Source organism: Rhodococcus sp. NPDC049939, from assembly GCF_040656415.1.
Lineage (GTDB): Bacteria > Actinomycetota > Actinomycetes > Mycobacteriales > Mycobacteriaceae > Rhodococcus_F.
Genome location: NZ_JBFAMC010000001.1, coordinates 993671 through 1005696, shown reverse-complemented (window position 1 = coordinate 1005696; position 12026 = coordinate 993671). Strand labels below are relative to the sequence as shown.

Sequence of the window (12026 nt, the reverse complement as noted above, 5' to 3'; positions counted from 1 at the left end):
CGCGCCCCTTTCTCGTGAATCGTGACCGGTTTTCTACCGGGCGGTGTAGTTGGGAGCCTCGACTGTCATCGTGATGTCGTGCGGGTGGCTTTCCTTCAGGCCCGCGGCCGTGATCTGCACGAACTGCGCCGTCTGAAGCTCCTCGATCGAGGATGCACCCGCGTAACCCATCGCCGCGCGCAGACCACCTATGAGCTGATGGGTCACCTGGGACAGTGGGCCACGGAACTCCACCCTGCCCTCGATGCCCTCCGGGACCAGCTTGTCTTCGGAAAGCACGTCATCCTGAAAGTAGCGGTCCTTGGAATACGATTTCCCCACACCGCGGCTCTGCATCGCACCGAGCGAACCCATTCCGCGGTAGCTCTTGTACTGCTTGCCGTTCACCAGGATCAGCTCACCTGGCGACTCGGCGGTACCTGCGAGGAGCGAACCGAGCATCGCTGTCGAGGCCCCCGCTGCAATTGCCTTGGCGATGTCGCCCGAGAATTGGAGTCCACCGTCCGCGATGACAGGCACACCGTGGGGCTTGGCGGCCGCAACCGCCTCCAGGATCGCGGTGATCTGAGGTGCGCCGACTCCGGCGATGACACGGGTTGTGCAGATGGAGCCAGGGCCGACACCGACCTTGACCGCATCGACACCTGCCTCGATGAGCGCTGCGGCACCAGCGCGTGTCGCGATGTTGCCACCGATGATCTGTACCCTCTCGTCGACTTCCGCCTTGAGCTTGGAGATCATGTCGAGCACCCCGGCCGAGTGACCGTGTGCGCTGTCGACCACCAGAACATCGACACCGGCGTCGGTCAGTGCCATCGCCCGATTCCACGCTTCGTCACCCACACCCACTGCCGCACCGACGAGCAACCGCCCGTCACGATCCTTTGTGGCGTTCGGGTGCTGCTCGGTCTTCACGAAGTCCTTGACCGTTATGAGCCCGGTCAATTTGCCCTGCCCGTCCACGATCGGCAGCTTCTCGATCTTGTGGCGGCGGAGCAGACCCAACGCCACTTCTGCCGTGACGCCCTCCTGGGTGGTGATCAGAGGCGACTTCGTCATGACCTCAGATACCGGGCGGTTCTGGTCGACCTCGAATCGCATGTCGCGGTTGGTGATGATGCCGACGAGTTGCCCGGAGTCGTCAGTAACCGGCAGTCCTGATATCCGGAAGCGAGCGCACTTGGCGTCGACATCGGCAAGGGTGTCGGACGGCTTACATGTGATCGGGTCGGTGACCATGCCCGCCTCGGACCGCTTGACCGTCTCCACCTGCCCGGCTTGGGCATCGATCGAAAGGTTGCGGTGCAGGACGCCCATTCCACCGACGCGGGCCATCGCGATGGCCATACGGGCCTCGGTGACGGTATCCATCGCGGAACTGACGAGAGGAACTCGCAGTCGGATGTCGCGGGTCAACTGACTGGACGTATCAACTTGGCCCGGGATGACATTCGACGCCGCAGGCAGGAGCAGTACGTCGTCATACGTCAGACCGAGCATCGCGACCTTGTTCGGGTCATCACCGCCGGTGTGTACATGCCCTGCTGAACTTGTCATGCGGTTGCGGCCCTCCATGGAGAGATAGATGCAGCGCCGGTGACGCCGTCTGCGGTCGGATCTTCGATCTGGCGCGATATTTCGTAACGCGGATACTGGGAAACGGTAGATCGACGATCGAGATTCCCCGGCTCCACACATCATGATATCGGCTCGACGTGATCGTCACAGAGCCCCCCACGCTGGGCGTACGCTCAATGGCTGGCGCAGAAGGGGATAACCCACGTACCGTGGTGCTGTGCGAGATCAATTGCCTCCAGGTCTGCCCCCGGACCCCTTCGCCGGAGACCCAGTCGACCCGTCCGCCGCTCTCGACGCGATCGAACCAGGTCAGCCACTCGATCCTCACGAGCGCCTCGCGGTGGAGGAAGACCTGGCCGACCTCACCGTGTACGAATCATTGTTGGCGCATCGCGGGATCCGCGGCCTCGTCGTGTGTTGCGAAGACTGCCAGCAGGATCACTACCACGATTGGGACATGCTTCGCGCCAACCTTCTCCAACTGTTGGTCGATGGCACCGTCCGTCCGCACGAGCCCGCCTACGACCCGACACCTGAGGCGTATGTCACTTGGGACTACTGCCGCGGTTACGCGGACGCCTCGATGAACGACGCGCTTCATGGGGATGGTCTCGACACCTGACCTGATCGATCGACAGATATTCCAGTGTGGCCCGGCGCATTCAGCGTCGGGCCACACCGGTGTCTGCCCGGACCCTCTTCGGTGCCGACTACCCGGTGCCAGGAGTGGGAGTCGTCGGCGTGGTGGTTGGCAGCACTGGCGAGGTTTCGTCCGAGGGCTGCTCAGCGGGCTGTCCGGAGTTCAGATGTTCGGTCGGTGAAGACGGGACCGTCGCGATGCTGGATTCCGGGGGCGTCGACGGCGACGTCATGGTCGTTGTTTCTGGTAGCGAAGTGGTCGGCTCCCCTGGGCCTCCCGTTGCCGCAGCACTACTAGGCGACGGACTGCTACTGGGCACCGTGGAATCCGACGTCTCAGGGGCGGTTGACGACGGCTCGGTTGCCTCAGGAGACTCATCCGTGGTGGTAGGAACGGGGGGTGTCGTCTCTTCCGGCGGCGTGGTAGGAGCAATTCTGTCCACCTCCGCGGCCAGCTGCGAACGCCACCCATCGAGTTCGCTGCGCACCTCGGGTTCACGCACACCTCCGGCACGGTCTGCGGCGTTCGCCAGCATGTCCCTCGCGCGGGGGGCGTCGCCTGCGGCAATCATCCGCTCGGCTTCCTCTAGCTGTGACGTGGTGTCGATCCTCGCGACCGTCGATTCTGCCTGCTGGCTGAAAACCACCGACTTGACGCCCCACAGTGGATCGCCCGGTTCGGCGTTGTAGGAGAATATGGTGGCACCGCCCATGATGACCGCAATCGCGGCGGCTGCTCCGGCGATCGGCCGCAGCAGGAAGAGCTTTCCGCGGACAACACTGCCGGCCGAGCGTGTTTTCGCTGTGCCCATGGCAGCGATCACATCGTCGAGCGCCGGTTCGGCCGGTATCGGCTTCGCCTCGATGTCCGAACGCCAATTGGTCAGCAGGAGCGCGAGCTCGTACTGCTCTGGAGAATCCGTTGCGACAGGGCCATCGGAAGCGATAGCGTCGATCAACGAATCGTCGCGCCGCACCGCCGCTACATCGACCGGCTCGTCGTCTTCAGGGAGATCGGCATTGGGATTGCCGTTACGCTCGTTACCCCTAGCCAAACCTCTCACCTGCCTTCGTCACTTCTTTTTTCAATTTCGCGAGAGCTCGGTGTTGAGCCACGCGAACAGCTCCTGCGGTACTACCCACCGCCGCGGCCGTCTCTTCTGCCGACATACCGACCACGAGGCGGAGAATCAAGATCTCCCGGTGCTTCTCCGGCAGTTTGCTCAGCAGTTCGTTCATCTGCCTGCTCGCTTCCGAGTCCAGCGCCCTCTGTTCGGGTCCGTCGTCGTTGGCTACGACATCTGGTACTTCGGCGACGGGCTCCGACTTGTTACGCGCCGAGTTCCGGTGCGCATCCGCGACCTTGTGGGCGGCGATCCCATAGACAAATGCCATGAACGGCCGACCTTGATCTTCGTAACGAGGCAAGGCCGTCATCACGGCTAGGCACACTTCTTGTGCCACGTCATCTGCCGACAATTGCCCCCTCTCCGCAGCGCCGACCCTGGCTCTGCAGTAACGCACAACCACGGGCCTAATTGTTTCCAGGATCAGAGCTAGAGCAGCCCTGTCACCCCGCTTTGCAGCAGGGACGGCAGAGTTCAACTCCTCGCTCATATCAGTCATCGTGGCTGGACGTCCTGGCGTTACAGTGGCACCGCCCGACGTGACGGGTGGGCTCCCGCGCTCAGCGGAACACTCCAAGGGTAACGGTGCCTACCGAGCAGTATCGGACCGGATTCGGACAACTCCCGCCCCTGGGCAAGCATCTTGTAGTCGTCAATTCCGGAAGCGTCCACCCCTCGCCCGGATGAGGGCTTCACACTCCAGACGAACCGTCTCCGCACCCGAATCGCCCGACACACCACTGAGCAGCATCGCAGCCGCCCACTTCAGGGGTATCAAGCCATATTGATCACATCGGTCGAGCACATCCGTGGCAAGCCGCGCCGCGGAATCCGAATCAGCCTTCCCCGTCATCGAGGCACTCCGCAACAGATCGGACTTGATGCGGTGACGAACTGATCCGGCAGCATCCGAAATTTCTGCCGCGATATCGGCGTGGCGCTGCGCGGCCGCGAAGTCCGCGCCGGCGAGGGACAGTTCCGCGCTCACCCAGTGACAGCGCACACGCTGTCGCCACATCTCTCCCTCGGCACCACGCGACAGATGGACACCACAACGATCGAGCAACCGCCAGCCGAGCGCGAGCCGCCCACATCCCAACGCGTCCGCCGCGAGTCCGGTTAGTGCGTCACACTGCGCTTCACGTACGAGAAGGTCTTCCCCGCCGCTCTCGTATTCCATCCCGACCAGAGCAAGCGCCTTGCCGTCGAATCCAGCGGCAACGCTGTGCCAGCCGAGCTGCCTCAGGAACGATGCCTGTGTACTCCAGGCCAAAGAGACCACGGCATCGGCCGCCGAGCTTCGGGTCAGCGTCGCCAATTCGGCCCGGGCCCGGCTGTAATGGCCCTGCCCGCCCTCTGCGACCGCGTGCATCCAGCGCTCGACGGGAACATCCGACCCCGGAAGCATGACCCTGCCCGGATCGGAACCGAAGGCCGCTCCAGCCAAGCACCTTGCCACTTCTTCTCGGAGATCAGTCGGGTCATGCACGCCGAAATCATCGCATCCTTGCAGGACCGTGTGTCACCGGCCGTGGTCATCCTCATCGAGCGCATAGGAGACCGACGCGAATATTCGTTCACTTAAGTTCGGGCGCGTGGCAATAATGGAGTGACAAAAGATTCAACAAGTCTGTTTCTGATCTTCTAATCGGGATACCATCCGCCTTTTTTCGGGCGTTAGAAATTTTGATTTCAGGATGCCTGCTGCCGTTTCCGCATACAGAGTGCCCGGTCGTATACCGGCGGCCTCAAAGACGATCAAGTGCCTGGCGGATGCATCCCCGGAAGGGGGCAGGACGACTCCCAAAGGGTTCCGGGAAGGCCTGGTACCTCACGCGTGACCCGATCCAACAGGAGTCAGGCCGAGTAGCTTGAACTGGGACGATTCCGGGAAAGTAGCTTCATCCACGGCTGCGCCGGAGCCTGCGCCGTTCAGACGTGCGGCCTATCGCGACCCACCTCGGTTCCCGCAGCCGGCACCTTCGGAATGCGGAACATGATCACAAAATCACCTGGAAGTAAAGATTCTTCAGGTTGATTTTCGGTATTAGGGATATGTAATTTCCCACTCCCGGCACGGTTGACGTGATTTCGCGCACGGCCCTACGGTTAGCTATGTAAACGATTCGGTGGCTCGAATTTTTCTTCGAGTCCGCTTTCCGCTCGTCACTAGAGGCGAGTTTGCAAGTAAGGAGTCCACATGCCTGCGCCCAATGACCTTCCCGGCACGAATTCAGACATCTGGGATTGGCAAATGCACGGACTGTGCCGCGGGGCCGACTCCTCGATGTTCTTCCACCCAGACGGCGAACGTGGACGAGCACGCAAGCAACGGGAGAAGCGCGCCAAGGAACTGTGCAATCGCTGCCCTGTCCTCGACGACTGCCGCAATCACGCCCTGCGGGTGTCCGAGCCGTACGGGATCTGGGGCGGTATGTCCGAGACCGAACGTGAGGGGCGTACTCGCCGGCGCCACCTGACCGTCCAGCCCTACCAACCGAACTGCCAGGTCGCCACGCGGGCCCACCGCCACTGACCGGCAGCGACCCTACCGACACATTCCGGCGTGCTGAGATCAGTGCACCCGTGCACGAGAACCCCCGCACGGGTCGACGTGCGGGGGTTCTCCAGGTCGAACGAAGTACGCTCGATCAGCGTCCGGGGCCGCGACTAGTGGCTGTGACCGTGACCCGCAGGCTCTTCTACTTCCTCAGGCTTTTCGACCACTGCGCTCTCTGTGGTGAGGACCATCCTTGCGACCGAGGCCGCATTGACGACCGCGGAACGGGTGACCTTGACCGGGTCGACCACTCCGTCGGCGAGCAGGTCACCGTAGGTCAGGGTCGCGGCATTGAATCCGTGCCCCTTGGGCAGCTCGGCAACCTCGCTGGTCACCACGGAGCCGTCAAGGCCTGCATTACCGGCAATCCAGAACAGGGGGGCTTGCAAGGCCTCGCGAACCACCCTGACACCAGTGGCCTCATCACCGGTCAGACCCAAGTCATCGGCCAGCTCCGCGCCGGCCTGAATCAAAGCGGAACCACCACCAGGGACGATGCCCTCGGCAACAGCGGCCTTCGCCGCGTTCACGGCATCTTCGACACGGAACTTTCGCTCCTTGAGGTCGGTCTCGGTCGCAGCACCGACGCGGATGACCGCCACGCCACCGGCAAGCTTCGCAAGCCGCTCTTCGAGCTTCTCACGGTCCCAGTCGGAGTCGGTGTTCTCGATCTCGCGGCGCAGCTGAGCGATGCGGGCCTCGATGTCGGCGTCGGTTCCGGCACCGTCGACAATCGTGGTTTCGTCCTTGCTGACGACGATGCGGCGGGCGCTGCCGAGCAAGTCCAGACCGGCATCCTTCAACGTGAGGCCGACATCCGAGTTGATGACAGTGCCACCGGTGACGACCGCGAGGTCTTCGAGGAATGCCTTCCGGCGGTCACCGAAGAACGGCGCCTTGACCGCGACCGCTTTGACGGTCTTGCGGATGGAGTTGACCACCAACGTCGAGAGCACCTCTCCCTCGACGTCCTCCGCGATGATAAGGAGCGGCTTGCCGCTCTCGGCGACCTTCTCGAGCAGCGGCAGGAAGTCGGGCAGGGAGCTGATCTTCTCGCGGTACAGCAGCACGAGCGTGTCCTCGTATACAGCCTTCTGTGCGTCGAGGTCGGTGACGAAGTACGGCGACAGGAAGCCCTTGTCGAACTGGACGCCCTCGGTGATCACGAGCTCGGTTGCGAGTGTGGATGCTTCCTCCACCGTGACGACTCCGTCGGCGCCGACACGGGTGAGCGCCTCTCCGACGAGTCCGCCGATCTCCTCGTCACGTGAGGAGACGGTCGCGACCTGGGCGATGGACTTCTCGCCAGAGACTGGGGTGGCTGCGGCGAGCAACGTCTCGGTGACCTTCTCGGCTGCGGCGTTGATGCCCACACCGAGTGCCATCGGGTTGGCACCTGCCGCGATGTTCTTCAGACCGCCTCGCACGATAGCCTGTGCGAGCACGGTAGCCGTCGTCGTGCCGTCCCCCGCGACATCGTTGGTCTTCGTGGCGACGCTCTTGACGAGCTGTGCACCGAGGTTTTCGAACGGATCCTCGAGCTCGATCTCCCGGGCAATGCTGACACCGTCGTTGGTGACCGTGGGGCCACCGAACGCCTTGGCCAGTACAACGTGGCGGCCACGCGGACCCAAGGTCACCTTGACCGCGTCGGCAAGCTTGTCGACCCCGCGCTCGAGCGACCGACGCGCGGTTTCGTTGAACTCAATCTGCTTGGACATATGTTCTGTCTTCTCCTGGATCTCAGGGATTTTCGCGCGTGAACGCACTCCGCCCCGGGTTCCTGTAGGGGACTCCGGGGCGGATCACGTATGTCTTACTTGGAGACGACAGCCAGCACATCGCGTGCCGACAGGATCAGGTACTCCTCACCGGCGTACTTGATCTCGGTTCCGCCGTACTTGGAGTAGATGACCGTGTCACCCTCCTTGACATCGACCGGGATGCGATTGCCCTGCTCGTTGACGCGGCCTTCGCCGACTGCGACGACGGTGCCCTCTTGCGGCTTCTCCTTGGCCGTGTCGGGGATGACCAGGCCCGAGGCGGTCGTCGTCTCTGCCTCATTGGCCTGGACGAGGATCTTGTCCTCGAGCGGCTTGATGTTCACGCTCGCCACGATGAGCCCTCCACTTTGGGGTATCTCGGTCCGAGGACTTCCTCGGACTCTATGTTTGAGTGTTCCGTATACGGCACTTCACATGCCCCGTCGTCGCGGGTGCCGGAGCTCGATCGGCGCCACTTGGCACTCTATACGTGAGAGTGCCAACCCTCAAGGAGCGGGGGTGCTGTGGTAGTAATCACAAAAACCATCACTGATGGTTGATTTATCACGTATTGTGCCCGCGTGGCTGATATCAACAGACGTTCATTCCTGACCTTCGCCGGGCTCGGCGCGGTAGGGGCGGTTGGATTCGGAACGCGCCCTTGGGGTTTGCAATATGCAGGCGCAGTACCGTTGCCCACTTCCTCGATCGCCTCCATCGCCGGCACCACTCTCGAAGCAGCGGCCATACCTGTCGGCAGCGCCGGATACAGAAAGCTCGGCCCGGGACCTGGCTGGGGGTCAGTCGTCCGCACCGAACTCGCCGAGGCCAAGTCCGGCCGTGAAGACCGGCGCCGAGCACTCGCCTCCTTAGTGCAATTGACCGACGTCCATATGGTCGATGCCCAGTCCCCTGTTCGTGTCGAATACATGCATCCCATGGAAGGCTCCGCCTTCCGCCCCCAGGAGACACTCACCACTCAGGGGCTGGCCGCCCTGGTCAGGCGGGTCAACTCACTCGCCTCCGGCCCCCACACCGGGCGTGCGTTCGACGCCGTCGTGACCACCGGTGACAACACCGACAACAAGGAATTCATCGAACTGGACTGGTTCCTCACCTCCATGAACGGCGGCACCATCACCCCAAACACCGGTGATCTCACTACCTACGAGGGTGTGCAGAACTCGGGTGCCGACCTGTACTGGAACCCCGGATCGTCGATCACCGACATGTACAAGCGGGAAGGTTTCCCCGAACTTCCGGAGCTGCTCAACGCCGCGATCACGTCATTTGAAAGCCCCGGCCTGAACACACCGTGGTACTGCGTGTTCGGCAACCACGACGATTCTGTGCAGGGCGTCCTCCCGAACGACATCGGCCTCCTCGAACGGATGTACACAGGCACGGAGAAATTCGAGGTGCCATCGGAGAAGGAGGCGATGTCGGCAGGGTCGGCCGCCGGTTCCGGCAGCGCAGGAGACTTTCTCACCGCACTGTCCGCATTCACCACGCCACCCCGGACGGTCACTGCCGATCCCCGGCGGCAGCCGTTCACCCCAGCCCAATTCATTGCCGAACACCTGAAACCAGACAACACCGGCCCGGGCCCGGTCGGGCACGGTTTCGCACCGGATGCCGGCGAGACCGGGATCGGCTACTACTCCTTCGAGATGGCCCCGGGCGTCGTCGGTATCAGCATGGACTCCACCAACCGCGCAGGCTACGTCGATGGCTCGCTCGGCGAGGCACAGTTCAAGTGGATCGAGCAAACCCTGATCGAAGGGAGCAATCGCTACTTCGACACCGGCGGCTCTCCGGTCTCGCGTTCGGGCGACGACACCTGGTTCATACTGTTCAGCCATCACACGAGCGACACCATGGACAATCTGGAACCGGATCCAGCTGACCCTTCCGAACGCCGTATACCCGGTGCCGAGTTGATCGATCTGCTGCACCGGTTCCCGAACGTGCTCGCATGGGTCAACGGCCACACCCATGACAACAGGATCAAACCCTGGAAAGGAGATACCCCCGGGCAATCGTTCTGGGAGATCAACACGGCATCGCACATCGACTTCCCCCAACTCGGGCGGATCATCGAGGTGGCCGACAACGAAGACGGCACCGTCTCACTGCTGACCACCCTGTTCGAGGCCGACAGTCCCTATGCCGTCGAATACACCGACCTCTCCCCCTTGGGGTTGGCGTCGCTGTACCGGGAGTTCTCCTTCAACGACATCCACGCCATGCCGGACTTCCGCACCGGCACAGCCGGCGACAGGAACGTCGAATTGTTGCTGACGTCAGATCGCTGAGCCCGGATTCACTGTAATTGCCCGGCCGGGTGTCGGGGTGGAACACGCTGTCGAACAGGTTGATCCACCCCGACACCCGGGACCGGCCATAGGCCGTGCGTACAGGACGGACGACCACGTTTCAACGGTTGTGGATGCTCCGGGCCCCGCCACCTGAACAGCGGCGAATGACCGTGTGCCCCAGAAGCGGCCGCGCTCACAGTCATCAAATGTTGTGGTACGCATCACAAATGCGGTGACTGTGCGGAATCCTTCCGCTGTTCGATGATTCATCGCGTATGGTGCCCGCGTGGCTGACATCACTCGACGTTCATTCTTGACTTTCGCGGGGCTCGGTGCGGTAGGAGCAGTTGGATTCGGAACGCGCCCTTGGGGTTTGCAATATGCAGGTGCTGCACCATTGCCCACCTCCTCGATCTCCGGCACCACTCTCGAAGCGGTTGCCGTACCGCTCGGCAACACCGGCTATCGCAAACTCGGCCCGGGTCCGGGCTGGCAAACAGTCGTCCGCACCGAGCTCGCAGAGGCCAAGGCAGGCCGTGAGGATCGGCGCACCGACCTCGCCTCCTTCGTGCAGATCACCGACGTTCACATCATTGATTCTCAGTCACCTCTACGTTTCGAGTTCCTCGACTCCTACAACGGCGCGGCCTTCCGCCCCCAGGAGACTCTGACCGTCCAGGGCCTTACCGCCCTGGTCAGGCAGATCAATTCGATCGGATCCGGACCGCACACCCAGCGCCCATTCGACGCGGTCGTGACCACCGGCGACAACACCGACAACAAGGAATTCGCCGAACTGGACTGGTTCCTCACCGCCATGAACGGCGGCACCATCACCCCCAACACCGGCGACCCCGACACCTACGAGGGTGTGCAGGACTCGGGTGTGGAGCTGTATTGGAACCCTGGATCGTCGGCTCAGGACAACTACAAGCAGGCCGGATATCCAGAGATTCCGGGGCTGCTCGACGCCGCGATCGCGCCGTTCAGCAGCCCGGGCCTGAACACCCCGTGGTACTGCGTGTTCGGCAATCACGACGACACGGTGGTAGGCAGCATCCCGACCGGAGTCCCGTTGCTGGAGAACATGTACACCGGTCCGTGGAAGTTCATGGAACCGGGATCAGCGGAGCAACTGGACGTCCTTGGCTCCGCCGCCACCTCCGGCGACGCCGAGCTTGTGCTCGCCACCCTGTCCTCGTTCACCAAGGGGGCAGAAAGGGTCACATCCGATCGCGCCCGCAAGCCGTTCACGCCACGCGAGTTCATTGCCGAACACCTGAAACTGGAGAACAGAGGCCCGGGACCGATCGGTCACGGGTTCGCGCCGGACGCCGGCGAGACCGGGATCGGCTACTACACCTTCGAGATGGCCCCGGGCGTCGTCGGAATCGGCATGGACTCCACCAACCACGCCGGCTTCGCCGAAGGTTCGCTCGGCGAGGCACAGTTCAAGTGGCTCGAGGAAACTCTGATCAAGGGGAGCAGTCGCTACTTCGATACCGACGGCTCACCTGTGTCACGACAGGCCACCGACACCTGGTTCGTGCTGTTCAGCCACCACACCAGCAGCATGGACAACCTGCGCCCGGATCCGACGAACCCGTCCGAGCGCCGAGTACCCGGTTCAGAGGTGGTAGATCTGCTGCACCGATTCCCGAACGTGCTCGCGTGGGTCAACGGCCACAGCCATCGGAACAAGATCAGGCCCAAGGAAGGGAAGACCCCGGGGCAGTCGTTCTGGGAGATCAACACGGCATCGCACATCGACTTCCCCCAACTCGGACGGATCATCGAGGTGGCCGACAACGAAGACGGCACCATCTCGCTCTTCACCACCCTGTTCGAAGCCGACAGCCCCTATTCCGTCGATTACACCGATCTCTCGCCGGTTGGGCTTGCGTCGCTGTACCGGGAGTTCGCCTTCAACGACCCCCATGGCAATCCAACCAAGGGGGGCAAGTCCCGGGACCAGAACGCCGAACTGTTGCTTGTGTCGGACCGTAGCTGAGCTAGGGATTCGCAACACGACGAGTAGTTC

10 protein-coding genes are annotated in these 12026 nt (G+C 62.7%); 4 read left to right on the top strand and 6 right to left on the bottom strand.

Features of this window, described 5'->3' with window-relative positions:
* Window positions 1-33 precede the first annotated feature (33 nt).
* The gene (guaB, locus tag AB0I57_RS04535) at window positions 34-1557 is read right to left on the bottom strand and encodes an IMP dehydrogenase (protein WP_358330403.1); all 1524 of its coding nucleotides are present in this window, start codon (window positions 1555-1557) and stop codon (window positions 34-36) included.
* Window positions 1558-1795: 238 nt separating this feature from the next.
* Here guaB and AB0I57_RS04530 point away from each other — a divergent pair, with 238 nt between their 5' ends.
* Window positions 1796-2200, top strand: a complete 405-nt coding sequence (locus AB0I57_RS04530; protein WP_358330400.1) for a DUF5319 domain-containing protein — start codon at window positions 1796-1798, stop codon at window positions 2198-2200.
* An 88-nt stretch (window positions 2201-2288) separates the two neighbouring features.
* Here the strand turns inward: AB0I57_RS04530 and AB0I57_RS04525 are convergent, their stop codons facing one another.
* The 3 genes from AB0I57_RS04525 to AB0I57_RS04515 all read right to left on the bottom strand — a co-directional run bounded on the left by AB0I57_RS04525 (window position 2289) and on the right by AB0I57_RS04515 (window position 4752).
* Window positions 2289-3281, bottom strand: a complete 993-nt coding sequence (locus AB0I57_RS04525) for an anti-sigma-D factor RsdA (protein WP_358330397.1) — start codon at window positions 3279-3281, stop codon at window positions 2289-2291.
* The gene (locus tag AB0I57_RS04520) at window positions 3265-3843 is read right to left on the bottom strand and encodes a sigma-70 family RNA polymerase sigma factor (RefSeq protein WP_358330394.1); all 579 of its coding nucleotides are present in this window, start codon (window positions 3841-3843) and stop codon (window positions 3265-3267) included. The genes AB0I57_RS04525 and AB0I57_RS04520 overlap by 17 nt, the downstream gene beginning before the upstream one ends.
* Before the next feature lie 153 nt (window positions 3844-3996).
* Entirely contained in the window at window positions 3997-4752 is a 756-nt protein-coding gene (locus AB0I57_RS04515) for a hypothetical protein (RefSeq protein WP_358333137.1), read from the bottom strand.
* 792 nt (window positions 4753-5544) lie between these two features.
* On the opposite strand from AB0I57_RS04515, the gene AB0I57_RS04510 reads away from it, so the two are divergent.
* On the top strand, window positions 5545-5880 hold the full coding sequence (locus tag AB0I57_RS04510; protein ID WP_358330391.1) for a WhiB family transcriptional regulator: 336 nt from the start codon (window positions 5545-5547) through the stop codon (window positions 5878-5880).
* Window positions 5881-6014: 134 nt separating this feature from the next.
* Here AB0I57_RS04510 and groL read toward each other — a convergent pair whose 3' ends face one another.
* Together groL and groES are read right to left on the bottom strand one after the other, a co-directional pair.
* Window positions 6015-7625, bottom strand: a complete 1611-nt coding sequence (gene groL / locus AB0I57_RS04505) for a chaperonin GroEL (protein WP_358330388.1) — start codon at window positions 7623-7625, stop codon at window positions 6015-6017.
* 95 nt (window positions 7626-7720) lie between these two features.
* On the bottom strand, window positions 7721-8020 hold the full coding sequence (gene groES, locus AB0I57_RS04500; protein ID WP_070377884.1) for a co-chaperone GroES: 300 nt from the start codon (window positions 8018-8020) through the stop codon (window positions 7721-7723).
* A gap of 228 nt (window positions 8021-8248) precedes the next feature.
* Between groES and AB0I57_RS04495 the strand changes: the two genes are divergently transcribed.
* The gene (locus tag AB0I57_RS04495) at window positions 8249-9982 is read left to right on the top strand and encodes a TIGR03767 family metallophosphoesterase (RefSeq protein ID WP_358330385.1); all 1734 of its coding nucleotides are present in this window, start codon (window positions 8249-8251) and stop codon (window positions 9980-9982) included.
* A 289-nt stretch (window positions 9983-10271) separates the two neighbouring features.
* Window positions 10272-11996, top strand: a complete 1725-nt coding sequence (locus tag AB0I57_RS04490; protein WP_358330382.1) for a TIGR03767 family metallophosphoesterase — start codon at window positions 10272-10274, stop codon at window positions 11994-11996.
* The last annotated feature ends 30 nt before the right edge of the window (window positions 11997-12026 follow it).

What these genes read in the sequence shown, in the direction of transcription:
- AB0I57_RS04520 (WP_358330394.1), bottom strand. Translation starts at nt 3,843, where the DNA reads ATGACTGATATGAGCGAGGAGTTGAACTCTGCCGTCCCTGCTGCAAAG.
- guaB (WP_358330403.1), bottom strand. Translation starts at nt 1,557, where the DNA reads ATGACAAGTTCAGCAGGGCATGTACACACCGGCGGTGATGACCCGAAC.
- AB0I57_RS04515 (WP_358333137.1), bottom strand. Translation starts at nt 4,752, where the DNA reads ATGCTTCCGGGGTCGGATGTTCCCGTCGAGCGCTGGATGCACGCGGTC.
- groL (WP_358330388.1), bottom strand. Translation starts at nt 7,625, where the DNA reads ATGTCCAAGCAGATTGAGTTCAACGAAACCGCGCGTCGGTCGCTCGAG.
- AB0I57_RS04510 (WP_358330391.1), top strand. Translation starts at nt 5,545, where the DNA reads ATGCCTGCGCCCAATGACCTTCCCGGCACGAATTCAGACATCTGGGAT.